This is a genomic window from Pseudomonas psychrophila, assembly GCF_001043005.1.
GTDB classification, from domain to species: domain Bacteria; phylum Pseudomonadota; class Gammaproteobacteria; order Pseudomonadales; family Pseudomonadaceae; genus Aquipseudomonas; species Aquipseudomonas psychrophila.
Genome location: NZ_JYKZ01000008.1, coordinates 166,666 through 193,579 on the forward strand (window position 1 = coordinate 166,666; position 26,914 = coordinate 193,579).

Annotated in this window: 23 protein-coding genes and 1 pseudogene; 6 read left to right on the forward strand and 18 right to left on the reverse strand. The window is 59.0% G+C overall.

Features of this window, described 5'->3' with window-relative positions; genetic code table 11:
- Positions 1–163: 163 nt before the first annotated feature.
- The 13 genes and pseudogenes from TU76_RS25900 to TU76_RS17735 all read right to left on the reverse strand — a co-directional run bounded on the left by TU76_RS25900 (position 164) and on the right by TU76_RS17735 (position 14,625).
- Positions 164–1,048 carry a methyl-accepting chemotaxis protein gene (locus TU76_RS25900; RefSeq protein WP_401015696.1) on the reverse strand — a complete coding sequence of 295 codons (885 nt, stop codon included), beginning with the start codon at positions 1,046–1,048 and terminating at the stop codon, positions 164–166.
- 21 nt (positions 1,049–1,069) lie between these two features.
- A pseudogene (locus TU76_RS25905) lies at positions 1,070–1,813 on the reverse strand (methyl-accepting chemotaxis protein); the annotation flags it as partial.
- Between the two features lie 419 nt (positions 1,814–2,232).
- Entirely contained in the window at positions 2,233–3,522 is a 1,290-nt protein-coding gene (locus TU76_RS17685) for an adenylosuccinate synthase (protein WP_019826237.1), read from the reverse strand.
- A gap of 54 nt (positions 3,523–3,576) precedes the next feature.
- Positions 3,577–4,764 carry an ATP phosphoribosyltransferase regulatory subunit gene (locus TU76_RS17690; RefSeq protein ID WP_019826238.1) on the reverse strand — a complete coding sequence of 396 codons (1,188 nt, stop codon included), beginning with the start codon at positions 4,762–4,764 and terminating at the stop codon, positions 3,577–3,579.
- A 404-nt stretch (positions 4,765–5,168) separates the two neighbouring features.
- Positions 5,169–6,047, reverse strand: a complete 879-nt coding sequence (hflC, locus tag TU76_RS17695) for a protease modulator HflC (RefSeq protein ID WP_019826240.1) — start codon at positions 6,045–6,047, stop codon at positions 5,169–5,171.
- Complete coding sequence (hflK, locus tag TU76_RS17700) at positions 6,047–7,228, reverse strand: FtsH protease activity modulator HflK (RefSeq protein WP_019826241.1); 1,182 nt, start codon at positions 7,226–7,228, stop codon at positions 6,047–6,049. The genes hflC and hflK overlap by 1 nt, the downstream gene beginning before the upstream one ends.
- A 96-nt stretch (positions 7,229–7,324) precedes the next feature.
- Positions 7,325–8,626: a ribosome rescue GTPase HflX gene (gene hflX, locus TU76_RS17705; RefSeq protein WP_019826244.1), complete on the reverse strand. Its 1,302-nt coding sequence runs from the start codon at positions 8,624–8,626 to the stop codon at positions 7,325–7,327.
- Between the two features lie 12 nt (positions 8,627–8,638).
- The gene (hfq, locus tag TU76_RS17710; RefSeq protein WP_019411154.1) at positions 8,639–8,899 is read right to left on the reverse strand and encodes an RNA chaperone Hfq; all 261 of its coding nucleotides are present in this window, start codon (positions 8,897–8,899) and stop codon (positions 8,639–8,641) included.
- 90 nt (positions 8,900–8,989) lie between these two features.
- On the reverse strand, positions 8,990–9,970 hold the full coding sequence (gene miaA / locus TU76_RS17715) for a tRNA (adenosine(37)-N6)-dimethylallyltransferase MiaA (RefSeq protein ID WP_046809175.1): 981 nt from the start codon (positions 9,968–9,970) through the stop codon (positions 8,990–8,992).
- Positions 9,970–11,868: a DNA mismatch repair endonuclease MutL gene (gene mutL / locus TU76_RS17720; protein WP_162207965.1), complete on the reverse strand. Its 1,899-nt coding sequence runs from the start codon at positions 11,866–11,868 to the stop codon at positions 9,970–9,972. Before mutL ends, miaA begins: the two co-directional genes overlap by 1 nt.
- Before the next feature lie 11 nt (positions 11,869–11,879).
- The gene (locus TU76_RS17725; protein WP_197678352.1) at positions 11,880–13,304 is read right to left on the reverse strand and encodes an N-acetylmuramoyl-L-alanine amidase; all 1,425 of its coding nucleotides are present in this window, start codon (positions 13,302–13,304) and stop codon (positions 11,880–11,882) included.
- A gap of 2 nt (positions 13,305–13,306) precedes the next feature.
- The gene (tsaE, locus tag TU76_RS17730) at positions 13,307–13,777 is read right to left on the reverse strand and encodes a tRNA (adenosine(37)-N6)-threonylcarbamoyltransferase complex ATPase subunit type 1 TsaE (protein ID WP_019826251.1); all 471 of its coding nucleotides are present in this window, start codon (positions 13,775–13,777) and stop codon (positions 13,307–13,309) included.
- Positions 13,765–14,625: an NAD(P)H-hydrate dehydratase gene (locus TU76_RS17735; protein ID WP_048352219.1), complete on the reverse strand. Its 861-nt coding sequence runs from the start codon at positions 14,623–14,625 to the stop codon at positions 13,765–13,767. The genes tsaE and TU76_RS17735 overlap by 13 nt, the downstream gene beginning before the upstream one ends.
- 62 nt (positions 14,626–14,687) lie before the next feature.
- Here TU76_RS17735 and queG point away from each other — a divergent pair, with 62 nt between their 5' ends.
- A complete protein-coding gene (gene queG, locus TU76_RS17740) occupies positions 14,688–15,755 on the forward strand; it encodes a tRNA epoxyqueuosine(34) reductase QueG (protein WP_019826254.1) in 1,068 nt (355 codons plus the stop codon).
- Between the two features lie 16 nt (positions 15,756–15,771).
- Here queG and TU76_RS17745 read toward each other — a convergent pair whose 3' ends face one another.
- Both TU76_RS17745 and orn read right to left on the reverse strand, forming a co-directional pair.
- Complete coding sequence (locus TU76_RS17745) at positions 15,772–16,383, reverse strand: trimeric intracellular cation channel family protein (RefSeq protein WP_019826256.1); 612 nt, start codon at positions 16,381–16,383, stop codon at positions 15,772–15,774.
- Between the two features lie 184 nt (positions 16,384–16,567).
- Positions 16,568–17,110, reverse strand: coding sequence for an oligoribonuclease (gene orn, locus TU76_RS17750; protein ID WP_048352220.1), 543 nt, complete (start codon positions 17,108–17,110; stop codon positions 16,568–16,570).
- Between the two features lie 106 nt (positions 17,111–17,216).
- On the opposite strand from orn, the gene rsgA reads away from it, so the two are divergent.
- The gene (gene rsgA / locus TU76_RS17755) at positions 17,217–18,248 is read left to right on the forward strand and encodes a small ribosomal subunit biogenesis GTPase RsgA (protein WP_019826259.1); all 1,032 of its coding nucleotides are present in this window, start codon (positions 17,217–17,219) and stop codon (positions 18,246–18,248) included.
- 107 nt (positions 18,249–18,355) lie between these two features.
- Here rsgA and motB read toward each other — a convergent pair whose 3' ends face one another.
- Entirely contained in the window at positions 18,356–19,336 is a 981-nt protein-coding gene (gene motB / locus TU76_RS17760; protein WP_019826260.1) for a flagellar motor protein MotB, read from the reverse strand.
- Positions 19,337–19,339: 3 nt separating this feature from the next.
- Positions 19,340–20,191: a flagellar motor stator protein MotA gene (motA, locus tag TU76_RS17765; RefSeq protein ID WP_019826262.1), complete on the reverse strand. Its 852-nt coding sequence runs from the start codon at positions 20,189–20,191 to the stop codon at positions 19,340–19,342.
- 153 nt (positions 20,192–20,344) lie between these two features.
- Between motA and TU76_RS17770 the strand changes: the two genes are divergently transcribed.
- The 3 genes from TU76_RS17770 to asd are packed head-to-tail and all read left to right on the forward strand — an operon-like array spanning position 20,345 to position 23,637.
- On the forward strand, positions 20,345–21,883 hold the full coding sequence (locus TU76_RS17770) for an HDOD domain-containing protein (RefSeq protein WP_048352221.1): 1,539 nt from the start codon (positions 20,345–20,347) through the stop codon (positions 21,881–21,883).
- Positions 21,884–21,921: 38 nt separating this feature from the next.
- Positions 21,922–22,749 (forward strand): rhodanese-like domain-containing protein, encoded by an 828-nt coding sequence (locus TU76_RS17775; RefSeq protein ID WP_019826266.1) that lies wholly within the window; start codon positions 21,922–21,924, stop codon positions 22,747–22,749.
- A 9-nt stretch (positions 22,750–22,758) separates the two neighbouring features.
- Positions 22,759–23,637 (forward strand): archaetidylserine decarboxylase, encoded by an 879-nt coding sequence (gene asd / locus TU76_RS17780; RefSeq protein WP_019826268.1) that lies wholly within the window; start codon positions 22,759–22,761, stop codon positions 23,635–23,637.
- A 99-nt stretch (positions 23,638–23,736) separates the two neighbouring features.
- On the opposite strand, the gene serB is transcribed toward asd, so the two are convergent.
- Positions 23,737–24,948, reverse strand: coding sequence for a phosphoserine phosphatase SerB (gene serB, locus TU76_RS17785; RefSeq protein ID WP_019826270.1), 1,212 nt, complete (start codon positions 24,946–24,948; stop codon positions 23,737–23,739).
- A 132-nt stretch (positions 24,949–25,080) separates the two neighbouring features.
- Here serB and TU76_RS17790 point away from each other — a divergent pair, with 132 nt between their 5' ends.
- The gene (locus TU76_RS17790; protein ID WP_046809169.1) at positions 25,081–26,631 is read left to right on the forward strand and encodes an AhpA/YtjB family protein; all 1,551 of its coding nucleotides are present in this window, start codon (positions 25,081–25,083) and stop codon (positions 26,629–26,631) included.
- Positions 26,632–26,914 lie beyond the last annotated feature (283 nt).

Here is a 26,914-nt window from a genome sequence, read left to right on the forward strand (position 1 = left end):
CGTAGCAGTTGCCGAGCCTGCGAGGCTACGCCCGATTGCGAAGCGATCGTAAAACCTGAGCACGCGGTTTAACCGTTACACCGAGCACTCTGACTTTACGACGGCTGCGCCGCCGAACGCAGCCGTCGTCCCTCGGCAGCTGCTACCCAGACATGCTGTGTCATTAAGCCCTGAACTGCCCCAGGCTCGCCTTGAGCTGCGCCGCCAACCCATCCAGCACCTTGCCGCTGGCCGTGGTTTGGGTCACCGCCTCGGCCGCACGTTCAGCCTGAGCATGAATCACTTCAACCCGCCCGCGCACCGCATATGCACCTTGTGCCTGGTGCTCTGCCGCCTTGGTGGCCTCGCCGATGGCGGTATGGACCTGCTCAACCGAGGTCTGCACGGTTTTTTGCAACTGCACGCTGCCACGCAGTACCGCCAACCCCTCGTTCGCCTGACGCCCCGCCAGACCAATCGCCGCAACGGCCTCTTTGGCGCCCTGCTGCAACGCCACGATATGCGCCTGAATGTCACCGGTTGAGCTCTGGGTTTTGCTGGCCAGTGCCCGCACCTCATCGGCCACCACAGCAAAACCGCGCCCGGTCTCTCCCGCCCGCGCTGCCTCGATGGCCGCGTTGAGCGCCAGCAAGTTGGTTTGCTCGGCAATGCCATGAATCACGGTCAGGACGACTTCGATCTGTTCGCTTTGTTGTGCCAGTCGCTCAATAACCTTGGCCCCCTCGCCCACCTGCCCCGCCAGCGCCTCGATCAGGCCGCCCACCTTGGCCGAAGTACGGGTGTTTTCATCGGTGGCCTGGCGAATATCGACCACCTGTTTAAGCGCGGCCTGCATGGCCTGACTTTCGGATTGAGCCGCATCCGCCATGGTCGATAGCGCGTGAAGGCTTTGCGCTACTTCATCACGCTGCAACTGCGCGGCAGCATCCGCCCCGGCGTTGCGCAGCGTCATGACGCCGATTTCGACTCCGGTGCGCTGCGCCACATCCCCCGCCTCACGCACGATAGGCTGCAGCTTATCGATAAAGCGATTGACCGCCGCCGCCATATCGCCAATTTCGTCCTTGCTGTTAAGTCCCACGCGCTTGGTCAGATCCCCCTCACCCGCCGCCAAATCATTCAGCGCCGCAATCAGCAGCAGCAACTTGTTGACCACACGCCGCCCCAGCACCACGGCCAGCAACAGCAATACGCCCAGGCCGACAATTGCCAGGCCCATGCCAATACGCCAGCGCAAGGTATCTGCCGCCTCGCGCACGGTTTGCGCGGTGTTTGCCTGCATCTGTGCCGCAGCAGCCTGCGCCGATTCCAGACGCGCACTCAATGCTGCTGAACTGTCGCTCGCAGCGCCCTGCAGGCTTTCGCCGACCAACTGCTCGCTGTTTACAATCAAGGTTGCAAAACGCTTGTCGAGGGCCGCCAGGTCCTGCTCAACAGAGGCGGTAGAAACCCCCATCAATACTTTGCCGATCTCGACCCCATTAGGGTTGATGGAAGCTTCGAGGTAATACACCGACGGGTCGTGGCGTGCGGCGTCCAGAACTTTATCCAGCGCTCGCTCTCCCTTGCCCTTGGCCAAAAGTGCCTGGTTGATCGGGTTATCGCGATTGAGGTAACGCGTCAGATGCTGCCCAGTGGCGTCGTCATACACCACGAACAACACATTGGGATTGCGTTGCGCACGACGGGCGAAATCAGACAGCGTAGGCACGTCACTGTCCCAGATTGCACGCGGCGCCACGGCAGCCAGCAATTGGGCCATGTCGTTGGCCGAGTCCTGCAGGTTCTTTTCCAGCGCTTCGCGCAGTTGCATTTGCTCGTCTTTCAAGCGTGGCTCGAGGCCCGCCGTCAGGCGCTGGCGAGTGCTGCCGGAGAGAGCTTCAAGGTTGCCCTTTACTTCACGCCCGGCCTGTTCCAGTTCTGCAGTGAGCTTTTGACTGTCAGCTCCAAGACGAGTGTCCAGATCAGACTCCAGGGCAGTCACCGTGCTCCGCGTCAGTGCGACAGCCACCAGCACTTGCACCAAAAGAGCGATACCTAGGGTAACGAATACTGGCCGCAGCAGACGGCTTTGTAACAGTGAGAGAACGGCAGACACAGAAAACCCTCCACTTAAGTGCCATTATTTTGATAGCACCCTTATTGGCGGTTATCACAGCAAGGGTCGTGCCGCACACCCGGCAGAAACAACAAAAGGCCCCGAGGGGCCTTTTGTTTTACATCAACAGCGACTTAAGCGAACGGGTGACGCAGAACGATGGTTTCGTTACGGTCCGGGCCAGTCGAGATAATGTCGATCGGCGCGCCGATCAGTGCTTCAACGCGCTTGATGTAAGCACGTGCGTTCTCTGGCAGCTCTTCCAGGGTTTTTGCACCCACGGTCGATTCAGTCCAGCCCGGAACTTCTTCGTACACAGGCTGAAGACCTACGTAGCTGTCAGCATCGGTCGGAGCAATTTCAACACCATTTGCGTCTGTGTAACCGACGCAGATGTTGATGGTTTCCAGACCGTCGAGTACGTCCAGCTTGGTCAGGCAAATGCCCGAAATACTGTTCACATCGATAGCGCGACGCAAGATAACGGCGTCAAACCAGCCACAACGACGAGCACGGCCGGTGGTAGCACCGAACTCGTGACCTTGTTTGGCCAGGTGAGCGCCGACGTCGTCGAACAGCTCAGTCGGGAACGGGCCCGAACCTACGCGAGTGGTGTAAGCCTTGGTGATGCCCAGGATGTAGTCCAGGAACATCGGGCCAACGCCCGAACCGGTCGCAACGCCGCCAGCAGTGGTGTTGGAGCTGGTCACGTACGGATAAGTACCGTGGTCGATGTCCAGCAACGAACCTTGGGCGCCTTCGAACATGATGTCTTTGCCAGCGCGACGCAGGTCGTGCAGCTCGGCAGTCACGTCCAGCATCAGCGGCTTAAGCAGCTCGGCGTATTCCTTGCACTCGGCCAGGGTCTTGTCGAAGTCGATGGCTGGCTCTTTGTAGAAACCCACCAGCATGAAGTTGTGGTAGTCCACCAGTTCACGCAGTTTGGCTTCAAAGCGCGGCATGTTCAGCAGATCGCCAACACGCAGGCCACGACGAGCAACCTTGTCTTCGTAAGCCGGGCCGATGCCACGACCGGTAGTACCGATCTTCAGCTCGCCACGGGCCTTTTCACGCGCCTGGTCCAGCGCAACGTGGAAGGACAGGATCAGCGGGCAGGACGGGCTGATACGCAGGCGCTCGCGCACCGGTACGCCTTTCTCTTCCAGCTTGATGATTTCACGCAGCAGGGCGTCGGGAGCAACCACGACACCGTTGCCGATCAGGCATTGCACGCCTTCGCGCAACACGCCCGACGGAATCAGGTGCAATACGGTTTTTTCGCCGTCGATTACCAGCGTGTGGCCAGCGTTGTGGCCACCTTGGTAACGCACTACAGCGGCAGCATGTTCGGTCAGCAGATCAACGATCTTGCCTTTGCCCTCATCACCCCATTGGGTGCCCAGGACTACGACATTCTTACCCATAACACTTGTCCTCATTCGCGCAAACTTGGTGCCGGCAGCCGCCGGCAGGAAAACTCAAGAAACCAGCGGCACTACTTGCCACAGGCCGTTCTGCTGAATCAATTGGCGGTCGCAGTCTGCCTCTTGGGCACCAGCCTGCTGTTGCCCAGGCAACGCCTGAACCACACGCTGACCTTCACTGCGAAGCTGGCAAACCTGCTGCCAGAGTGCCGCATCTGTGCTGTCAGGCATCCAGATACCGCCAGACGGTAGCTCGACTTCAGCACGCCCCAGGGTCACCAGGGTTTTCAAATCGGTCGAAAAACCGGTAGCCGGACGGGCACGTCCGAAAACAGCACCTATATCGTCATAACGACCGCCCTGGGCGATGGAGTCCCCAACGCCCGGTACAAAGACCGCAAACACCACACCTGTGTGGTAGTGATAACCACGCAACTCACCCAGGTCAAAATACAGCGGCAACTGCGGGAAACGCACAGACAACCGCTCGGCAATCGCCAGCAAGTCATCCAGAGCAGCCATGACCTGGGCCGGAGCCTTGGCCAGACGCTCACGCGCAGCAACCAGCACTTCGCGGCCGCCACACAAACTAACCAATGCCTGCAGCATGCCTGCCAAATCAGCCGGCAAACCTTCGGTCAAGGCCGTTACTTCGTCGATCGCCTTGCGTTGCAGGGCGTCGAACAATTGTTGTTCCACTTCAACCGACAGGTTGGCCGCACGGGCCAGACCACGGTAAATACCAACATGCCCCAGGTCCATGTGCACATCCGGCACATCGGCCAGTTGCAGCATCGCCAACATCAGGCTGATGACTTCAACGTCGCTGCTCGGGCTTGCATCGCCATACAACTCGGCACCCAACTGGATCGGGCTGCGCGAGGATGACAACGCACGCGGCTGCGCATGGAGCACGCTACCGGCGTAGCACAGACGGCTCGGGCCTTCGCGACGCAGGGTATGCGCATCGATGCGCGCCACTTGCGGCGTGATGTCGGCACGAAAACCCATCTGGCGACCCGTTTGCGGGTCAATAACCTTGAAGGTACGCAAGTCGAGATCCTGGCCAGCCCCTGTCAGCAAAGACTCCAGGTATTCGATATGCGGGGTGACGACGAACTCATAGCCCCAGCTCTGGAACAGATCCAACACCTGACGGCGCGCCACTTCAATGCGGGCTGCCTCTGGTGGAAGTACTTCTTCGATGCCATCTGGCAAGAGCCAGCGGTCTACCGTTGCCATTACGCCATTCCCCTATGATCCGGGCGGCCAGCCAGCAGGCGAGCCTTGAGTAAAGCAGAACGTGGCTGCGTCTTGAACGCGCACAGCAAAAAAGCCCAAGCGACAGGCTTACACAGCACATTCCTCGAAAAATCTGCCGAAGCTGTAACAGCCATTCGGTCAATCAAACATGCAGACGCAAAAAAGCCGGGAATTTCCCGGCTGCCGCATCATACACCCGTTTTCTAAAAGGATCACCCCGCCAGGCAATTTGACCGCCAAGCGGAGTGAATGCAGCCTCCTAAAGAGAGGCCCTTTCAGTTGAGAGCGAGCCTGCTCTCGATGTAATCAACTCGGCCTGCCTGACAAATCAAGTCGACCGCATCGCGAGCAGGCTCACTCCCACCCACAGGCTTCAAGCGTTTTTACTGTTGCGCAGGCTTGGATTTTTCCAGGTAGCGGAAGAAATCGCTGCTTGGGTCAAGAACCAGTACATCGCTCTTGTTCGCAAAGCTTTCGCGGTAAGCGCGCAGGCTGCGATAGAACTTGTAGAACTCCTGATCCTGGCCATAAGCCTTGGAGTAAATCGCAGCAGCCTGGGCATCACCATCACCGCGCGACTCTTCGGACTGACGATACGCCTCAGCCAACAGCACGCGGGCTTGACGATCGGCGTCAGCACGAATGCCTTCTGCCAGTTCGTTACCCTTGGCGCGGTGCTCACGAGCTTCACGCTCACGCTCACTGCTCATACGTTCGAAAACGCTGCGGTTAACTTCTTTCGGCAGGTCGATGGCCTTGACCCGAACATCGAGAACTTCGATACCCAGCTCTTTTTCAGCCATTTTGTTCAGCGATGCAGTCAGTTCAGCCATCAGCGCATCGCGCTCACCGGACACCACTTCATGCAGCGTGCGCTTACCGAACTGGTCACGCAGCCCCGATTCGAGACGACGCGACAGGCGCTCGTCAGCAACTTGCTTAAGACCCGACGTCGCAGCGTAGAAGCGACCCGCATCTTTCACACGCCACTTGGCGAATGCATCAACCATTACTGCTTTCTTTTCCAGCGTCAGAAAACGCTGAGTCGGAGCGTCCAACGTCATCAAGCGGCCATCAAACTTGCGCACCTGGTTGACGTAAGGAATCTTCACATGCAGACCCGGCGGAACATCGTCCTGCACCACACGACCAAAGCGCAGCATAACGGCACGTTCGGTTTGCGAAACGATGTAGAAGCTGTTCCAGGCAACAATCGCCACGACAACGGCAACAATAAGGGCGATCAGCGATTTATTGCTCATCAGCGACTCTCCCTGGTACGCGGTGGTGTCGGCATGTCCGACTTGGCATGGGATGCCGAGTCGTTATTGCCCGCCGCAGCTGCCGAACCCGTTGCCGGGTTGCTGCCATTACGGCCTTCAATCATTTTGTCCAATGGCAAGTACAGCAAGTTGCTCTGGCCGTTTTTGTTGCCGGTCACGAGTACTTTGCTGGTGTTGCTGAAGACATCCTGCATGGTGTCCAGGTACAGACGATCACGCGTTACATCCGGAGCCTTGCGATACTCGGCAACCAGCTTGGTAAAGCGGTCGGCTTCACCCTTGGCACGAGAAATCACTTCGTCACGGTAGCCGTTGGCGTTTTCGATGATGCGCTGGGCCTGACCGCGTGCTTCCGGCACCACGCCATTGGCGTAGCTTTCTGCCTGGTTGCGGGCGCGCTGCTCGTCTTCACGGGCACGAATCACGTCATCAAAGGCTTCCTGTACTTCACGCGGTGCCGCTGCGTTTTGTACGTTTACCTGAGTCACGGTGATACCGGTCTTGTAGGTATCGAGGAAGCGCTGCAAGCGTTCCTTGATGTCTACAGCCATCTGCTCACGACCTTCGGTCAGCACCTGATCCATCGCAGTGGAACCCACTACGTGACGCAAGGCGCTTTCGGTGGCCTGTTGCAGGCTGACTTCCGGCTGATCAACGTTCAACACGAAATCACGCAGGTTGCTGATCTTGTACTGCACGGTCAGCGGCACTTCGACGATGTTTTCGTCTTCAGTCAGCATTTGACCCTGCTTGGTGTACGCACGCTCACGCGTCACGTTCTCCATGTACTTTTTATCGAACGGCGGGAAGTAGATGTTCAGACCCGGCCCAACGGTGTCGTAGTACTTGCCCAGGCGCAGCACGACGGCTTGCTCCTGCTCGTCGACTACATAGACAGCGCTGTACAGCCAGGCAGCCGCCAGTACGACAAGGCCGATGCCGAGCAAGCCGTAACCGGCGCCCTTGCCATTCGAGCCACCATCACTGCCGCCACCGCCAGTACGTTTTTTCCCACCACCGAACAACCCATTCAGGCTTTCCTGCAGCTTTCGGAAGGCCTCGTCGAGATCTGGTGGACCCTTGCGGTCGCCATTATTAGGGCGTTTGCCACCCCAAGGATCTTGATTGTTCGAGTTGCCACCCGGCTCATTCCAAGCCATAGCGCTCTCCATCTGATAAAGCAAAGACGCGCCCACGGCGCGCCGACCAATGCTACAGAATGCCTATCACAGCGGCACAGCCGCTTTGCGAGGCTTTTATTGCAAAGTGTGTTCTTCGATGAATTCCAGCGGCTGCATCCCTTCGCGGCTGACCAAGCGGTTTAACTCGGCTCGCGGCAGGCGTACGTCCAACAGACTGGAGCCCTCATCGTCATGCTCTTCCTTTTGCACAACCCCCAGTTCGAAGAACTGTGCACGCAGTCGAGCAAAACGTTGCGGCAAGCGCAAGGTGCCAACAAACAAATCATTGCCCAGTAACTCGGCGATGGCCTGCTCAAGCAACTCCAACCCTTGACCATCACGGGCCGACAACCAGACCCGCTGCGGCTTGCCATCGGCATCACGCTGGATCTGCGGCTCGACACCTTCAAGCAAATCGATTTTGTTGTAGACCTCGAGAATCGGCAAGTCCTGCGCACCAATTTCGCCCAGCACCACCATCACCTGCTCGATCTGAGCCATACGCTCAGGCTCGTGCGCATCGATCACATGCAGCAGCAAATCGGAATTGCTCGACTCTTCGAGCGTAGACCGGAAAGCTTCAACTAGCTTGTGCGGAAGGTGACGAATAAAGCCCACGGTGTCGGCCAGCACGATCGGTCCCAGATCGTCTAGATCAAGGCGGCGCAAGGTCGGATCAAGCGTGGCGAACAACTGGTCGGCGGCAAATACGTCAGAGCCGGTGACCTTGTTGAACAGCGTGGATTTACCGGCGTTGGTATAGCCCACCAGCGACACCGTAGGGATATCGGCGCGTTGGCGACCTCTACGGGACTGCTCGCGTTGACTGCGGACTTTTTTCAGGCGGGATTTGATCTGGCTGATGCGCACTCGCAACAGACGGCGGTCGGTTTCAAGCTGGGTTTCACCCGGCCCGCGCATACCAATGCCGCCACCTTGACGCTCAAGGTGAGTCCAGCCACGCACAAGGCGCGTGCTCATGTGATCAAGCTGGGCCAGTTCGACCTGCAACTTACCTTCATGGGTACGGGCGCGTTGAGCGAAGATATCGAGAATCAGCCCGGTACGATCAAGCACGCGACACTCGAAAACTCGTTCGAGGTTACGTTCCTGACTGGGCGTAAGCACGTGATTGAAAATCACGATGTCTACCTTCTCGGCCTTGACCAGGTCGCGCAACTCCTCGACCTTGCCACTGCCAATCAGGTATTTGGCTGATGGCCGATGACGCGGCACGTTAAAAAACGCGACGGTATCGGCGCCAGCCGACACAGCTAACTCCTGGAACTCCTGCGGATCTTCGCGCGCCTCAGGGTCCTGTCCTTCCAAGTGAACGAGGATCGCTCGCTCACCACCACCGTGGCGCTCAAAGAACAAAGCAGACTCCTATCAGGCGTTACCTGGCTCAGCGTCTGCCAGTTCCGATTCAGTTGCGCTTGGCAAACGAATTGGACGAACCGGGACTACTGTCGAGATAGCGTGCTTGTAAACCATTTGGCTGACGGTGTTTTTCAGCAGGATCACGAACTGGTCGAAAGACTCGATGGTCCCCTGCAGCTTGATCCCGTTGACCAGGTAGATGGAAACGCCAACCTTCTCTTTACGCAAAGTATTCAAGTAAGGGTCTTGTAGCGAATGCCCTTTTGACATATGCCGCACTCCTGTAAGGATAAAAAATAGAAACAAAAATTAGATGACCGCTGTCGCCACATCCATAGGATAGACGGCATTTGCCAAGACTCAGCTCAATATGGAGACCGATTCCAGGTATTTCAAGGCTCGTGGCAGATTGTCGCAGTCCAGACTGTCCAGCCAATGTAGGTCGTCCCAACTGCGCAACCAGGTGAACTGACGCTTGGCCAATTGGCGCGTGGCAATGATTCCGCGCTCCCGCATCTCGACCGCTGTCAGCTTGCCGTCAAGGTAATCCCAGACTTGGCGGTAGCCTACAGCACGTATAGACGGCAACCCTGCATGCAGGTCACTTCTACGGCGCAGACTTATGACCTCGTCAATGAACCCCTGTTCCAGCATCTGCCCGAATCTTAGTGCAATTCGCTCATGCAGCACCTGACGGTTCGCCGGAGCGATGGCCAGATTCGCGACAGTATAGGGCAATTGGCTGTGCCCAGAAGCCGCTGCTTTAGTCGTTTGTTCAGATTGTTTTTGCCGATGCGCCGTCACGCTCATGCCGCTGACCCGATAAACCTCCAGCGCCCGCGTCAGACGCTGCGGGTCATTGGGGTGAATCCGCGCCGCAGACTCCGGATCGATGGCCGCCAACTGGTCGTGCAAGGCTTGCCAGCCAAGGCGCTGAGCCTCCTCTTCGAGTTGCGCACGCACCAGAGGATCGGCCGCCGGCATGTCGGCCAGGCCGTCAGTCAGGGCCTTGTAATAGAGCATGGTGCCGCCTACCAGCAGCGGGATATTGCCGCGCGCGGTGATTTCAGCCATGGCCTTGAGCGCATCGCGGCGAAAATCTGCCGCCGAATAGCTGTCGGCCGGATCAAGAATATCGATCAACTGGTGAGGGTGTGCAGCCAGAATTTCTTTGGAAGGCTTGGCCGTGCCGATATCCATGCCGCGATAAACCAGCGCCGAATCGACACTGATCAGCTCGCAGGGCAGCACCTTGGTCAGCTCGATAGCCAAGTCGGTTTTGCCGGCAGCCGTAGGGCCCATCAAAAAAATGGCCGGGGGTAAAGCATTGGAACCTGTCATCAGCGACCGCGCAAAAAGAGTTTGTCCAAGTCGTCCAGGCCCATTTGGGTCCAGGTGGGACGACCATGATTGCACTGACCACTGCGCTCGGTATTTTCCATGTCACGCAACAAGCCGTTCATTTCCGGAATTGCCAAACGCCGATTGGCCCGGATCGCACCGTGGCAGGCCATGGTGCCGAGCAACTCATTGAGATGCGCCTGAATCCGGTCACTGGTGCCGTACTCCATCAGGTCGGCCAGCACGTCATGCACCAGGCGCTGAGCCTCAGCCTGCTTGAGCAGGGCCGGGATCTGGCGGATGGCCAGCGTTTCCGGACCAAGACGCTGCAGCTCAAAGCCCAGGCGCTGAAACCACTCGGCGTGCTCTTCGGCGCAGTCTGCTTCACGCTGACTGACCGCAATCGACTCCGGCACCAGCAGCGGCTGCCCGCTCAGGCCTTCGCTGGCCATGGCGATTTTCAGGCGTTCATACATGATGCGTTCGTGGGCAGCGTGCATATCCACCAGCACCAGGCCCTGGGCGTTTTCGGCAAGGATATAAATACCCTTGAGCTGCGCCAGCGCAAAGCCCAGCGGAGGGATATCACCCTGCCCGTCCGGCAGCGGCGCAGCGCCAGCTTCAGGCAATGGCGCAAAAAACTCGCGATAGGCATTGCGGGCTTCTTCGACAGGCACTGAAGGCGCGGAAGGCTGAGGCCGGTACTGATACTGATAGCCAGCGCCTGCACCCGAGCCCGCGACATGCTGGGTTGGCGCCGCTTGCGGCTGCTCCAGAACATTAGCGGCCAGGCGCATTTCACCTTGCGGGCCAAACTCTCCGGCGTCGAGCCCCGTAGCGCGCTCGGCCCCGGGAACCGGCGCTGGCGCGGCCAGTTGATCTTCCGGACGCACATCGCCCAGGGCCCGGTGCAAGGTGCCATACAAAAAGTCATGCACCATGCGTCCATCACGGAAGCGCACTTCGTGTTTGGTCGGGTGCACGTTGACGTCGACGACCGAAGGGTCGACTTCAAAAAACAGGACAAAGGTCGGATGACGACCGTTGAACAGCACATCGCGGTAGGCCTGGCGCACCGCATGGGCCACCAGTTTGTCGCGCACCGCACGGCCATTCACATAGAAATACTGCAGGTCGGCCTGGCTGCGCGAGAAGGTCGGCAACCCCACCCACCCCCACAAATGCAGGCCATTGCGCTCGATTTCGATCGGCAGTGCCTGCTCCAGAAACGCCGAGCCGCAGACTGCTGCCACACGCCGGGCGCGGGCAGTATCGTCATGGGCTTCATGCAGATTGAGGATGGTTTTACCGTTGTGGCGCAGATTGAACGCCACATCAAACCGCGCCAGCGCCAGGCGTTTGATCACTTCTTGCAGATGATCGAACTCGGTTTTTTCGGTTTTGAGAAACTTGCGGCGCGCCGGGGTATTGAAAAACAGGTCACGCACTTCAACCGAGGTACCCACCGGATGCGCGGCAGGTTGAACCCGAGGTGCCATATCACGCCCTTCAGTTTCGACCTGCCAGGCCTGATCGGCGCCACGGGTGCGCGACGTCAGGGTCAGGCGTGCAACGGAGCTGATGGATGCCAGTGCCTCACCGCGAAAGCCCAGGCTCATCACCCGTTCAAGGTCTTCAAGGTCGCGAATCTTGCTGGTGGCGTGACGAGCCAGCGCCAGCGGCAAGTCGTCGCTGGAAATACCGCTGCCATCGTCACGCACCCGCAGCAACTTGATCCCGGCCTGCTCCACATCCACGTCGATACGCTTGGCGCCCGAGTCGAGGCTGTTTTCCAGAAGCTCTTTGATAACCGATGCCGGACGCTCAACCACCTCGCCAGCGGCAATCTGGTTGGCCAGGCGCGGGCTGAGCAGTTCAATCCGCGCACTGCTGCTCAACACCCCGTCACTCATTGCTGGGCCGCCAAGGCGGTGGCCGGAATATTCAGGTTTTGGCCGACTTTCAGTTCATCGGTTTTCAAGCTGTTGCTGGAGCGTAATGTCGCAACGCCCACCTGGTAACGCACGGCAATCATTGCCAGTGTTTCGCCGGGGCGAACGGTGTGCTCGCGGGCGCCCTGAGCAATTTTACCAGTGTCACGCAACCAGGCGATGTAAGTGCCCGGAGGCGGGTTTTGCTGGAAGAACTGGCGCACGCCGCTGCTGATCGAACGCGCCAGCGCTTGCTGGTGACTGCTCGACGCCAGCTTCGACGCTTCGTTGGCGTTCGAAATAAACCCGGTTTCAACGAGGATCGACGGGATATCCGGCGACTTGAGCACCATAAACCCGGCCTGCTCCACGCGCTGTTTGTGCAGCGGTGTGACCCGACCGATGTTGCTCAAGACTTTTTGCCCCACATTCAGGCTGGACGTCAACGAAGCCGTCATCGACAGATCGAGCAATACACCCGCCAGCATGCGGTCCTTGTCGTCGAGGCTCACATTGCCCGCGCCGCCAATCAAGTCAGATCGGTTTTCGCTGTCTGCCAGCCAACGGGCGGTCTCAGAAGTAGCGCCACGCTCAGACAAGGCAAACACCGAAGCACCAAAGGCGGCCTTGGACGGCGCGGCATCGGCGTGGATTGAAACAAACAGGTCGGCACCCTTCTTGCGGGCGATTTCGGTACGGCCGCGCAACGGAATAAAGTAGTCGCCCGTGCGCGTCAGCTCAGCCCTGAAGCCTTTCATGCCGTTGATCTGGCGCTGCAACTCTTTGGCAATCGCCAGCACCACGTCTTTTTCACGCTGACCTGCAGAGCCCGAAGCACCCGGATCTTCACCGCCGTGGCCGGCGTCAATCACCACCACCACACTGCGTTTTCCGCTCGGAATCGGCGGCAGTTTCACGTCAGGCTGAGCCGGAGTGACCGGGATCACAGGCACAGTGGCTACGTTGGTGGCAGGCAGGCTTGGGGAGAGATCGGCACCCTGGTCATACAGGTCGACCACCAGGCGGTTGCCGTACTGGGCATTCGGCGCCAGAACAAAGCTCTTGGGAGTAACGGCCTTTTTCAGGTCGATCACCACGCGCAAATCCGTGGGGGTTCGTTGCGCCGAGCGCATGCTGGTAATAGGCGTATTGGCCGTTTGCACATTCAACGGCCCGGCCAGGGTCGCACCATTGATATCAATCACCAGACGGTCAGGCGCTGTCAGCGTAAACACGCTGTGTTGCACCGGGCCGGTCAGATCAAAAACCAGTCGTGTGTTGTCCGGTGCCCGCCACAAACGCACGCTTTTGACCTGTGTCGCCGCCAAAGCGTTGACCGCCATGACACTGAGCAACACACCAACAACACTTACTAACGCGCGAAAGCGCATACCAAACCCCATCATTATTTGTATTCCGGTGCCAATGCGGCACACCAAGACTCGCCACGTGAACCTTGGGGCGTCAGCTTCAGCAAACGCCCGGTGTTGTGCGCACTAATGGTAATGGTCAGGTCAGGCTTTGGCAAAAAGCCTGCACCTTTATCGGGCCATTCAATCAAGCATAGGGCGTCTTCGTCGAAATAATCGCGAATCCCCATATATTCGAGCTCTTCCGGGTCGACCAAGCGGTACAGGTCAAAATGGAAGGCTCGAATATCGCCAATCTCATAGGGCTCAACCAACGTGAAAGTCGGGCTTTTGACCGAGCCGGTGTGCCCAAGGCCGCGAATCAAGCCTCGTGACAGGGTGGTTTTGCCCATCCCCAGATCACCGTCCAGAAAGATCAGGCCATGGCCTTGAGTAACGGTCGCCAGGCGCGCGCCAAAGGCGGTCATGGCCTCTTCATCGGCCAGTTGCAGTGTTATTTCGTGCACGGTGCGTGTTCCTCCAACAACAGACGAATGGCTGGAATCAAATCACTGGCCGCCAGCCCACGGCCCAATTGTCCTTGTTGTTCTCCGGCGCGGGCATGCAGCCACACCGCCAGGCACGCCGCATCGAAGGCGTTCATGCCCTGAGCCAGCAACGCGCCAATCACGCCTGCCAGCACATCACCCAAACCGGCCGTAGCCATGGCCGGGTGACCATGATTGCAAATGGCCAATTCACCCTCCAGCCCTGCAACCAGAGTGCCTGCTCCTTTAAGAACGCAGACCACTGAATATTTTTTAACCAATGCCCGAGCCGCGGCCGGGCGGTCTGCCTGCACTTGCTCGGTACTGATGCCCAGCAACCGCGCCGCTTCGCCAGGGTGCGGAGTGATCACAGACCCGGACGCCAGCCCAATGACTGCGTTGGACAACAGATTCAGCGCATCGGCATCCCACACTTGAGGCATTTTTGCCTGCGCTGCAGCCGACAACAGACTACGCCCCCAGGGCGCTTGCCCCAAACCCGGCCCAACCACGACCACCGACGCCTGCGCCAACACACCCATCAACTGATTGGCCGAAGACACGCCCAGCGTCATCACTTCAGGCACCAGCACCAGCGCGGCGGCCACGTGTTCGGGGCGTGTGGCCAGCGATACCAGCCCTGCACCGCACCGCAGTGCGGCGTGTGCACTCAAGTTGATCGAACCGCCAAACCCGCGATCTCCACCCACCAGCAGCACATGTCCGAACTGGCCTTTATGGGCGCTTGGGGCACGCGCAGGCAGTCGCGGCAGGGTGTCTGCGCGAAGGGCTTTGGGGTCAGCTAACAGGTGTTTGGTCTGCGGCATACGTGTCGTGCTCCGATGTCTGGCAGAATTATACGCATCTCAGCTCCGGTTTCTCTTGCCTCATGCCTGCTATTACTGCCGACCTCCCCGCTCTCGCTCAGTCCATCAAGGAATGGGGCCGCGAGCTGGGCTTTCAACAAGTCGCCATTGCCGGCCTCGATCTGGGAGAACACGAACACCATCTGCAACGCTGGCTCGATGCTGGCTACCATGGCGACATGGACTACATGGCCGCCCATGGCAGCAAACGTTCACACCCTGAAGAGCTGGTGCCCGGCACCTTGCGCGTGGTTTCCCTGCGCATGGACTACTTGCCCGGCGACACCCACATGGCGCAGTTGCTGGCCCAACCCGAAAAAGCCTACGTGTCGCGCTACGCCCTGGGCCGCGATTACCACAAGCTGATCCGCAAGCGTGTGCAGCAACTGGCCGACCGCATTCAGGCGGATATTGGACCGTTTGGCTTTCGCGCCTTTGTCGACAGCGCTCCGGTACTGGAAAAAGCCATCGCCCAACAGGCAGGCCTGGGCTGGATCGGCAAGAACACCCTGGTACTCAATCGCAAGGCGGGCAGCTACTTCTTCCTGAGCGAGTTATTTGTCGACTTGCCGCTGCCGGTCGACCCGCCCCACGAGACCGAGCACTGCGGGCGCTGCACCGCCTGCCTGGACATTTGCCCCACCAATGCCTTTGTCGGACCCTATGTTCTGGATGCGCGCAAATGCATTTCGTACTTGACCATCGAACTGAAAACCGCGATTCCCGAAGAGCTGCGCTCAATGATCGGCAATCGGGTGTTCGGCTGTGATGACTGCCAGATCGTCTGCCCATGGAATCGCTTTGCCCGCACCACGACTGAAGGTGACTTCAAGCCAAGGCACAATCTGGACAATGCCGGGCTGGCCGAGCTGTTTATGTGGGATGAAGACACGTTCCTCAGCAACACCGAAGGCTCCCCCCTGCGTCGGGCGGGGTACGAGCGATGGTTGCGCAATCTGGCAGTGGGATTGGGCAATGCGCCGTCGACGATCCCGGTACTTGAAGCCTTGAAGGCGCGCCGCGAATACCCGTCAGAGCTGGTGCAGGAACATGTGGAGTGGGCGCTGGCACAACACGCCAAGCGTGCCTGACCACTCCCGCAATTGCTTAATGCTCGTCGTTGTAAACGAACTTGGGCATTTCCCAGTTAAAGCGAATCGCCAGCAAGCGCAGCAGCAAACCGCCGAACAGGGTGACGAAAATCGCCTGTTCGTTGGGCATTTCCAGATAAGTACACAGCAAGAAACACCAGGCAGCCGCAAACGATACGCTGGCGTACAGCTCGCGGCGGAAGATCAACGGGATGTCGTTGCAGAAAATGTCGCGCAGGATGCCGCCAAATACGCCGGTAATGACCCCGCTCACCGAGGCCACCAGCATGCCCTGCCCCATTTCCAGGGCCGTCATGCAGCCAATCAGGGTAAACGCCACCAGCCCCAGTGCGTCGAGCACCAAAAACAGCGAACGTAAATGACGCATCAAGGGCGCGATAAAAATCGTCACCAGCGCGGCAAAGGTAGTTAAGACCAGGTATTCCGGGTGTTTGACCCAGGTCAGCGGGTAATGCCCCAACAATACGTCGCGCACCGAACCGCCGCCTAGCGCCGTGACACAGGCAATCAGCACCACGCCGAACCAGTCCATGCCCCGACGCCCGGCAGACAGCGCCCCGGTCATGGCTTCGGCAGTAATGGCAACTAAATAGAGCATCAGCAACATGGCAGCGATCCTTGCAAGAAGGCGCGCAGTCTACTCTCAGTTGGCATTAGCACCAAAAGGGGGCAGCAAATACTGTTCTTTGTGGGAGCGGGCTTGCTCGCGATGGTTTCGCTGCGGTTCGGTAGATGTACCGAGTCGCTTGCATCGCGAGCAAGCCCGCTCCCACAGGGGGATCAACGGCAACTTAGAATTTGATGAAGTGCTTGCGGTAGTGCTGCAGCTCGGCAATAGACTCGCGAATGTCGTCCAGAGCAAGGTGCGTGCCTTTTTTCACCAGGCTGTCGCGCACTTCAGGGGCCCAGCGAGCTACCAGCTCCTTGAGCGTCGAAACGTCCAGGTTGCGGTAATGGAAGTAGCTTTCGAGCGTTTTCATGTGGGTGTACAGGAAGCGACGGTCCTGACAGATGCTGTTGCCGCAGATCGGCGACTTGCCTTTTGGTACCCATTGCTCAAGAAACGCGATGGTTTGCGCTTCTGCTTCGGCCATGGTGATGGTGCTGTCCTTGACGCGCTGGGTCAGGCCACTGCCACCGTGGGTGCGGGTGTTCCATTCATCCATACGTGCCAGCACTTCATCGCTGTGGTGAATGGCGATGACCGGGCCTTCAGCCAAGGTATTGAGGTTGCTGTCGGTTACGATGGTGGCCATTTCGATAATGACGTCGTTGTCAGGGTCCAGACCGGTCATTTCCAGGTCGATCCAGATCAGGTTCTGCGCGTTTTGCATAATGGCCTCCAGTGCTTGGTTGCGCAGTTTAGCTTAGGCGTGCTGCCCTCGTGCTAAACTCGCCTGCGTTTTACCCTTCTTATCGTTTTATCAACACGGAACACCCATGGCCAAACGCCAGCTCAATCGTCGTCAGAATTGGCGCATCGAAAAGATCCAGGGCGAGCGCGCTGCCCGCGCCGCCAAACGCGAATCCAGTGCCGTCGAAGCCCTTGAAGGCGGCGATTTAGGCCCCGAGCAGCTCGGCCTGGTGATCGCGCACTTTGGTGTGCAGGTCGAAGTCGAAGCCCAGGAAGGCGAGCTTAAAGGCCAGATGTTCCGCTGCCACCTGCGCGCAAACCTGCCCGCACTGGTGACCGGCGACACGGTTGTATGGCGCGCCGGCAACCAGGGCATCGGCGTGATCGTCGCCCAACTGCCGCGTAAAACCGAACTGTGTCGCCCGGACAGCCGTGGCCAGCTCAAGCCGGTTGCAGCCAACGTCGACATGATCGTGATTGTGTTCGCGCCAATGCCCGAGCCACACGCCAACCTCATCGACCGTTATCTGGTGGCCGCCGAGCACGCGGGGATTCGTCCGTTGTTGCTGCTTAACAAGGCTGACTTGATCGACGATCAAAACTCACCCGCGCTCAATGCGTTGCTGGGGGTTTATCGCCAACTGGGTTATCCGGTACTCGAAGTGTCGGCCCATCACGGTGATGGCATGCAGCAGTTGCAAGCGCAACTGGACGGCCATATCAGCGTGTTTGTGGGTCAGTCGGGCGTTGGCAAGTCGTCCCTGGTCAACAGCTTGCTGCCAGAGGTCAACCTGCGGGTCGGGCCGCTGTCCGAAGTCTCTGGCCAGGGCACGCACACCACTACGACTGCACGACTGTTCCACTTTCCGGGCGGCGGTGAATTGATCGACTCCCCGGGTATTCGCGAGTTTGGCTTGGGCCACGTGAGCCGCGCCGATGTTGAGGCGGGTTTTATCGAGTTCAACGACTTGATCGGGACTTGCCGTTTCCGCGATTGCAAGCACGACCGCGAGCCGGGCTGTGCATTGCTGATGGCCCTGGAAGATGGCCGCGTGCAGCAGCAACGCATGAACAGCTATCGCTCGATCATTGCGAGCCTGCCCGAGTCGAGCTACTAAGCCCCCTATCAACTTCCGTGGGAGCGGGCTTGCTCGCGATTGCATCGCCTCGGTGAATCAGGTGTTCCGAGTCGCTTGCATCGCGAGCAAGCCCGCTCCCACTGTTTTTACGGGGCCTTGTCGTCAAACAAGTTCAGCTTCTGGCGCTCTTCATGCATCGGCATGGGTTGTTTGTCAGCCGGCAACTTGATCGGGTCAACCGGCTCTTTCGGTAACTCCTGGGCCTTTACCGACTCAACGCCCTGCTCGCCTTCAATCGCCTGCTGGGCCTTTTTAGTCAGCACCACGATGTCGATTCGACGGTTGATCGGGTTATAGGGGTTGGCCTTGTCGAACAACACTGACGACGCATACCCCACTACCCGCGCAATCTGTGCATCAGGGTAACTCCCCGCCACCAAAGCGCGCCGGGCCGCATTGGCACGGTTGGCCGACAATTCCCAGTTGCCAAAATCGCCACCTCCCGCATAGGGCATGGCATCGGTGTGGCCGCTGATGCTGACTTTGTTCGGCACCGCTTTGATGGTGTCGGCCATGGCCAGCAAAATATCCTCGAAATAAGGCTTGAGCCGCGCACTGCCCACATCGAACATCGGTCGGTTTTCGGCGTCCATCATCTGAATCCGCAAGCCGTCCGGGGTGATTTCAAACAGCAGCTGATCCTTGAATTTGCGCAACTGGGGGTTTTCTTCGACCTTGTTCTGCAACTCCTGAAGCAGCAGTTCGAGACGCTCTTTCTCGACCTGCTCCGCCATGCTTTCAACCTGGTCCGCATCGACTTTGATCTTGTCGGGCTGAGGCTGCAGCTTTTCTTCGGGATTGAGGGTGTTCTCCGGCGCCAGCGCAGGCGTGCCGCCCAGGTCGATGATGTACGGCGTGCCGCTTTCACTGAAACCGATCGGGTCCTTGAAATAACCGCCGATGGCGATTTTTTGCTCCGGGGTCGCGGCCGTCATCAGCCACATCACCAGGAAGAACGCCATCATCGCCGTGGCAAAGTCAGCAAAGGCGATTTTCCAGGCGCCACCGTGATGGCCTGCGGCGTAGCGCTTTACGCGCTTGATAATTATGGGCTGGTTGTTTTCCATAAATCAGCGACCGCGAACCACTTGTTCAAGCTCGGAAAAGCTGGGGCGATGCTTGGGATACAGCACCTTGCGACCGAACTCGACGGCAAGCGAGGGCGGCATGCCCGAGGCCGAGGCCACCAGCGAGGCCTTGATCGACTCATACACGTTGATTTCTTCCTTGGCATCGTGGGCCAGTGAGGTCGCCAACGGACCGAAGAAACCATAAGCGGCCAAAATACCGAAGAACGTCCCCACCAGCGCGGCACCTACGTGCATGCCGATTGCGGCCTGATCACCCTCACCCAGCGAGGCCATGGTCACCACAATCCCAAGAACCGCCGCCACAATACCGAAGCCGGGCATGCCGTCGGCGATCCCGGTCACGGCATGGGAAGGATGCTCCAGTTCTTCCTTGAGGTTGAAAAGCTCCATGTCGAACAGCCCTTCGAGCTCGTGGGGCGCCATGTTGCCCGACGACATGATGCGCAGGTAATCACAGATAAACGCCGTCATGCGCTCATCCTTGAGGACGGTGGGGTACTTGGCGAAGATCGGGCTGGCCGCCGCGTCTTCAATGTCGCTCTCGATGGCCATCATGCCTTCGCGGCGACTTTTATTAAGAATCTCGTACACCAGGCCCAGCACTTCCAGATAGAAAGCGTGGGAGAAACGCGAACCGAACATGCTGAGTGATTTTTTGATCACGTGCAGTGTCATGTAGCCGGGGTTGGCTTGCAGGAACGCGCCAAAGGCCGCCCCGCCAATGATCAGGACCTCGAACGGCTGAATCAGCGCACCGATCTTGCCGTGGGAAAGCACGTATCCGCCAAGCACACTCGCGAACACGACAATGATGCCGATAATTTTAGCCATAGATATAAAAGTACTTACTGAGTCGGGTTCAAGGTCATATTCCAGCGAAGCTAAAACTCTTCTTCTCCTTATCGGCGAATCTGCGCCAGACTATAGCCGGCAAAGCCGAAAATCCATTCGACCTCCACAATCGATGATGATCGCGTCCCCATAATGGCCAATGAAACCTGCGCACCACCATCAACACCCACCACTCTGGATGCCTGGGTCTTACTCCTGGACACGGTTGACTTGCCGATCCCGCAAAACAGCCATGAGCGAGTATTCAAGACGATCAACGACAGTCGCCGCTCATTGCGCGAAATTGCCGAGGTCATGCAGGACAGCCCGGCACTGGCACTCAGGATCATTCGCGAGGCCAACCAACAGGCTCAGAGCAGCCTGAGCGAGCCTGCCGAAAGCCTTGAAGTGGCCATCAACCGTCTCGGCCTCAAGCGCACCCAAGGGCTACTCGAACACGTTCCCGCACTGGCAATCGAAAACATCCCGATGGCCTATCGACAAATCCAGCTCATTAGCCAGCACGCCGCACAGCAAGCCATTGGGCTATTCGGCAATCGTCTGGCGCGGCTCTGGCAAGAAATCTACTGGAGCAGCCTGCTGTTTCTGTCACCGTTATGGGCGCTGGCGCTTACCCACCCGCTACTGCTTGAAGCCTGGGAACGACGGGTGGTCGAACACGGCGAATGCGCCAAAAAAGTCGAACTGGCGTTGTTCGGTCTACCGCTGTTTGATATCTGCCTTGCGCTGGCCAAACTCTGGCGCCTGCCCGCCTGGGTGATGCAGGGGTATACGGTTATCACCGACGAGCGCCGTACGCTGGTCAAGGTGTTGCACATCGCCCGCGACACTCATCATCCGTTGCGCCAGCAACAGCACCTGGACGCCGATCCGGCGCTGCGCCGCTGGTTCAACCAGCCCGCCAACAGCGTATTGCTGGCCAACTGCCTGGCGCTTTCGGCGCAACAGGCATGGGACACGCCACATAATTTGCGCTGGCAATACGTCACCAGCCTGTACTTGCAAATGCCGTTGGATGAAGTGCAGCAGCAAGTGCACCAACACGCGGTCAACAGCGGGCGCTATCACTCCATGCCAGAGCTCTGGCACCCGGCCCAGGCACTGCTCTGGCCATGGGATGCGCGCCGCACCCGCCACAGCTCGCTGGCTGCGCCACCGCCCTCGGCCGAGGCGCTGGCCGCGTGGCGCAAACGCTGCGGGCAATTGCTGGAGCAACCCAGCGCATTCACCAACCCTATGCACCTGACTACCTGCGCCCGAGAAGCCTTGCTGGCATGTGGCATGCGCCGGGTGATGCTGCTGACGCCCGACAAGACCTCGACCGCCCTGACCGTGAACCAGATTGCCGGGCTTGCGAAGACGGCCTTCGACCTGAACGTTAATATCAGCGAGAGCACCGCCCTCCAGCGCTTGATGACGCAACCGGCACAGGTGCGACTGACTCCCGAAAACAATCCCGTCATATCCGCGGTTTTACCCTACAGCTTGCGCAGCCTGTTCCCTGGCGAGCATCTACTGTTACGCTCCCTAAGCAACAACGGCCGCGTGGTCATGCTGATACTGGCAGACCAGGGCGGCGGACCCTTCTCGGAAACCAGCGTGCAGGCATTCGGCAAAACGGCCCAATGCATCGAGAAAGCCCTGAATAGCTTTAGTAGTCGCGGGCGCTAGCGCTACAATCCCCCCCTTTTTTGCTCTGGAGGCTTCATATGCCTGGCTTCTCTGGCTTGCCGTTAGTGATTGAACCGAGCGATCTGTTCGCCCGGCTCAACGCCCCCGAATTGATCCTGGTCGACCTGACCAGCGTCGCGCGATACGAAGCCGGGCATATTCCGGGGGCTCGCTTCGTCGACCCGAAGCGCACGCAACTGGGCCTGCCGCCGGCGCCCGGCTTGCTGCCGACCCAGGCTGCGCTCGAAGCATTGTTCGGCGAGTTGGGGCACCACCCCGATGCTGTCTACGTGGTGTATGACGACGAGGGCGGCGGTTGGGCCGGGCGGTTCATCTGGCTACTGGATGTGATCGGCCACAAGGCTTATCACTATCTGGACGGCGGCATTCACGCATGGACCGGTGACGGTCACGCCGTCAGCCAGGACGTACCTCCTGCGGCCGGCGGCCCGGTTGCACTGACCCTGCACGACGAGCCCACCGCGACCCGCGAGTACCTGCAAAGCCGCTTGGGCGCCCCGGATCTGGCGATCTGGGATGCGCGCAACGAAGCCGAATACACGGGCGAAAAAGTGCTCGCCGCCAAGGGCGGGCATATCCCCGGGGCGAAGAATTTTGAATGGACCGCAGGCATGGATAAAACCCGCAACCTGCGTATCCGCACTGACATGGCGCAGATCCTCAAGGATCTGGGCATCACGCCAGACAAAGAAGTGATTACCCACTGCCAGACTCACCATCGTTCTGGCTTTACTTATCTCGTTGCCAAATCGCTCGGTTATCCGCGTGTCAAAGGCTACGCCGGCTCTTGGGGCGAATGGGGCAACCATCCCGATACCCCTGTCGAGCTGCCTGTAAAAAATTAAGGACCTTGAATGAAAACGCGTTTGTTCCTCCTCAGTCAGTACCTGTTGCCGCATCACCTGCTGTCACGCCTGGCCGGCTGCATTGCCGAGTGCCGCGTGCGCTGGTTCAAGAATGCATTCACCACTTGGTTCGCCAAGCGTTATCAAGTGGACATGTCCCAGGCACTGGTTGAAGACGTTACCGCCTACGAGCACTTCAATGCCTTCTTCACCCGCGCATTGAAAGACGGTGCCCGCCCGCTGGATCAAACTCCGGGCGCAGTATTGAGCCCTGCCGATGGCGCGGTCAGCCAACTGGGTCCGATTGAACACGGCCGCGTGTTTCAGGCAAAAGGCCACAGTTACAGCGTGCTGGAACTGGTGGGTGGCGATGCTGCTGTGGCAGCACAGTTCATGGGCGGCGACTTCGCCACCATTTACCTGTCGCCAAAGGACTACCACCGCGTGCACATGCCACTGGCAGGCACCTTGCGCGAGATGATCTACGTACCGGGCCGCCTGTTCTCGGTTAACCAGACGACAGCCGAAAACGTACCGGAGCTGTTCGCCCGCAACGAGCGTGCCGTGTGCATTTTTGATACCGAGCGCGGCCCGATGGCGGTGATTTTGGTGGGTGCCATGATCGTGGCGTCGATTGAAACCGTATTTGCCGGCCTGGTCACGCCGCCTAAACGCGAGCTGAAAACCTTCCGTTACGACGAAGCTGCACGTGCGCCCATCCATTTGGAAAAAGGGGCCGAGCTGGGCCGCTTCAAACTGGGTTCGACCGCCATCGTGCTGTTCGGTGCCGATCAAGTGAAGTGGGCTGAAGGCCTGGCGGCAGGTACGCCGGTGATGATGGGGCAAGGCATTGGTGCACCGGCTCACGCCGAACAAGCACCCGAGTAAAAAACGTGTGGGAGCGAGCCTGCTCGCGATGGCATCACCTCAACCCGTCAGGTGTACCGGGTTGATTGCATCGCGAGCAGGCTCGCTCCCACCGTTTATTTACAAGGCCTTACGGTCACGCTGGCCCAGCAGGTACAGCACGCCATCCAGACCCAACGTCGAAATGGCATGTTTGGCCGACTTTTTGACCAGCGGCTTGGCACGGAATGCCACACCCAGCCCGGCAATTGCCAGCATCGGCAAGTCGTTGGCGCCATCACCGACCGCAATGGTCTGCTCCAGGCTCAAGCCTTCCTTTTGAGCCAGCTCACGCAGCAAGTCCGCCTTGCGCTGCGCATCCACAATCGGCTCTACCGCAACCCCCGTCACCTTGCCATCCACCACTTCCAGCTCGTTGGCGAATACATAGTCGATGCCCAGTTTCGCTTGCACCTGCTTGGCAAAGTACGTGAACCCGCCCGACAGGATGGCGGTCTTGTAGCCCAACCGCTTGAGTTCAGCGAACAGCACTTCGGCGCCTTCGGTCAGGCGCAGCGAAGCGCCGATGGCATCCAGCACCCCCACGTCCAGGCCTTTAAGCAGCGCCATGCGCTCCTTGAAACTGGCCTTGAAGTCCAGCTCACCGGCCATGGCGCGCTCGGTGATTGCAGCGACCTGATCACCCACACCCGCAGCCTTGGCCAACTCGTCGATCACTTCGGCCTCGATCAGGGTCGAGTCCATATCGAACACCGCAAGACGGCGATTGCGACGGAACAGGGTGTCTTCCTGCAGCGCGATATCCACACCCAGCTCTTGGGCCAGGTTGAAGAAATCGGCACGTAGCGCTTCACTATCCGCGGGCTCGCCGCACACACGCAGCTCGATGCAGCTTTTGCTCAACTGCGTTGGAGCATCCAGCGGTACGCGGCCAGACAAGCGATCAGTCTGTTCGATGTTCAAGCCGTGCTGGCTGATGATCGACGTCACGCGCTGAAGCTCGCGAGCGGTCACTTGACGACTCATCAGCGTCACCACATGACGGGTCTGGCTTTGCTCATTGACCCAGCGCTGGTAATGCTCCTCGCTGATCGGGTCAAAACGCAGTTGCAGGCCCTCTTGGGCGATCAATGGCTGCAGGTCTTTAAGCACCGCCGACACCTGCTCTGCCTGTGGGATTTCCACCAGAAAGCCCAACGACAAAACGCCATGGATGGCGGCCTGACCGATGTCGAGAATATTCACACCATTGCTGGCCAGTACACCGGTAATGGCCGCAGTGAGACCCGGACGGTCCTCACCTGTGATGTTAATCAGGACGATTTCGCGCAAGGCACACCCCCATTCGCTAAAAAAAACGCATTCTACCCACTTTCAGTGACCATCGGGCACCGCCAAGGCTTTGCCGCCTCTAGGCTGCTCGCTATACTGCGCACCAACTTAACGGACTAAGAGCCGCGCTCAGTGAACCGGCCATTGCCTGTCAAAACCGATAACTTCTTCCTGCTGATCTTCCGGGCCCTGCGCGATCGCCGCATTCCGATTGCTCTGCGTATTGCCAGCCATAACGTGATTCTGGTCGCCTTGGCGCTGGTCATCTATGCCGTGGTGATGGGACTGCAATTCAAGCAGGCCATGCATGAGCAGGCAGATGCCCTGGGTCAGAGCCTGACCACACAAACCGCCACCTCGGCGACAGAGCTGCTGGTGTCCAATGACATCCTCAGTCTCAACGTGCTGCTCAATAACCTGACCAAAAACCCGCTGGTGGCGCACGCTGCTATCTATAGCGTCGATAACCGCATCCTCGCCGAAGCCGGGCAGCGCCCCAAAAACGGCCTGCTGGGCGAAACCGAAGGCGTATATCAGACCAAGATCACCTTTCAGGATGTGACCGCCGGGCATCTGCGCATCAGTCTGGACATGAACCAGTTCGAACAGCCGATGACCATCAGCCTGCAGAGCATGGGTATTCTGAGCGCCATTTTGCTCGCCCTAGCCCTGGCCTTGAGCCTGCGACTGGGACGCCACATCACCACGCCACTGCTGCAATTGCGGGTATGGTTGCGCGAGCCCGACCCTTACACCCCGGCCATCCAACGCCAGGATGAAATCGGTGATCTGGCCCGCCAGCTTCATAGTCGCCTCGCCCCTCCGGCGCCCGAACCAGAACCCGAGCCAGAACCGGAAGAAGACTACGACGACAGCGACTACGAAGAAGCCGAAGACAACGAGCCGACCTTCGAAGTGCGCAACCTGAGCGATCCGACGTTCGATGAAGCCCCTGCCGCACCTGCGCCCAAGGCTGCTCCTCGACAGCTGGTCAGCACCGCAGAAGACGAAAACGACGACGAAGACCCGTTCGCCGACTTGCGCGACACCAGCACAACCAGTGCTGCGCCGATTGCGCTGGCCAAGCCCAAACAGGTCGTGTCGGCTGCGCCACAGCCAAGCGCCGTACTTGCGGTGCAACTGGGCGCCCAAGAGCAACTGCGTCGCCTGCCCCGCGCCCGCTTGATGGAACTGCTGGAGCGCTATCGCGACTGCCTGAACCAGGCGGCTTCGCTGTATCAAAGCGAACTGCATACGCTCAACGATGGCAGCACCCTGATGCTGTTCCATAGCGAAGACAGCGGCGACGACTACCTGACCAACGCCATTTGCTGCGGCGAACTGCTGCGGGCCCTGGGCCATGCCTTGCAGATCGAAGTCGCGGACAGCGGCATTACCCTGCAATTGCAGCTGGGCCTGGTGCTGGGCGAAGGACTGAACGGCATGAGCCAGATTGACTTGCTGCTGACTGAGGTCGCTCAGGACGCCCTGGCGCTGTCGCAACACAGCCGCAACTTGCTGCTGGTGGAGCGCAAGATCAGCGACGACCCGCTAATCCGTCAGCGCGCCCGTATCCGCCCGATTGCCAGCCCTGAAGGTGCCTGCTGCGTTGAGCGCCTGATGGAGCCTTACCCGTCCATGCTGGAGCGCCAACTGGCACGGATGCATGAGAACCGCGGATAAAGTCAAAAGCTAAAAGCCCCTCACCCCAACCCTCTACCGGCGGGAGAAGGAGCTAACCGTGTTGTTTTCGAACTCATTGCCAATCTGTCAAATTGCATTAAAGCTCAAGCACCCCCCGATCAGTCCCCTCTCCCTCCGGGAGAGGGCTAGGGTGGGGGTAGAAACCGAGTACATCGTTTACGTTTAAGACCGGGTACATCGTTTACAGGTATTAATCATGGTCAGGAGGTACTGACCATGCCCTGGAAACGAGAGTCCGTAATGGATCAGCGAGTTAAATTAA

Bases quoted from the DNA above. Each gene is read 5' to 3' on its own strand.
- TU76_RS25900 (WP_401015696.1), bottom strand. From the start codon at position 1,048: ATGGCGGCGGCGGTCAATCGCTTTATCGATAAGCTGCAGCCTATCGTG.
- TU76_RS17685 (WP_019826237.1), bottom strand. From the start codon at position 3,522: ATGGGTAAGAATGTCGTAGTCCTGGGCACCCAATGGGGTGATGAGGGC.
- TU76_RS17690 (WP_019826238.1), bottom strand. From the start codon at position 4,764: ATGGCAACGGTAGACCGCTGGCTCTTGCCAGATGGCATCGAAGAAGTA.
- hflC (WP_019826240.1), bottom strand. From the start codon at position 6,047: ATGAGCAATAAATCGCTGATCGCCCTTATTGTTGCCGTTGTCGTGGCG.
- hflK (WP_019826241.1), bottom strand. From the start codon at position 7,228: ATGGCTTGGAATGAGCCGGGTGGCAACTCGAACAATCAAGATCCTTGG.
- hfq (WP_019411154.1), bottom strand. From the start codon at position 8,899: ATGTCAAAAGGGCATTCGCTACAAGACCCTTACTTGAATACTTTGCGT.
- miaA (WP_046809175.1), bottom strand. From the start codon at position 9,970: ATGACAGGTTCCAATGCTTTACCCCCGGCCATTTTTTTGATGGGCCCT.
- TU76_RS17725 (WP_197678352.1), bottom strand. From the start codon at position 13,304: ATGGGGTTTGGTATGCGCTTTCGCGCGTTAGTAAGTGTTGTTGGTGTG.
- TU76_RS17735 (WP_048352219.1), bottom strand. From the start codon at position 14,625: ATGCCGCAGACCAAACACCTGTTAGCTGACCCCAAAGCCCTTCGCGCA.
- queG (WP_019826254.1), top strand. From the start codon at position 14,688: ATGCCTGCTATTACTGCCGACCTCCCCGCTCTCGCTCAGTCCATCAAG.
- TU76_RS17745 (WP_019826256.1), bottom strand. From the start codon at position 16,383: ATGTTGCTGATGCTCTATTTAGTTGCCATTACTGCCGAAGCCATGACC.
- orn (WP_048352220.1), bottom strand. From the start codon at position 17,110: ATGCAAAACGCGCAGAACCTGATCTGGATCGACCTGGAAATGACCGGT.
- rsgA (WP_019826259.1), top strand. From the start codon at position 17,217: ATGGCCAAACGCCAGCTCAATCGTCGTCAGAATTGGCGCATCGAAAAG.
- motB (WP_019826260.1), bottom strand. From the start codon at position 19,336: ATGGAAAACAACCAGCCCATAATTATCAAGCGCGTAAAGCGCTACGCC.
- motA (WP_019826262.1), bottom strand. From the start codon at position 20,191: ATGGCTAAAATTATCGGCATCATTGTCGTGTTCGCGAGTGTGCTTGGC.
- TU76_RS17770 (WP_048352221.1), top strand. From the start codon at position 20,345: ATGGCCAATGAAACCTGCGCACCACCATCAACACCCACCACTCTGGAT.
- TU76_RS17775 (WP_019826266.1), top strand. From the start codon at position 21,922: ATGCCTGGCTTCTCTGGCTTGCCGTTAGTGATTGAACCGAGCGATCTG.
- asd (WP_019826268.1), top strand. From the start codon at position 22,759: ATGAAAACGCGTTTGTTCCTCCTCAGTCAGTACCTGTTGCCGCATCAC.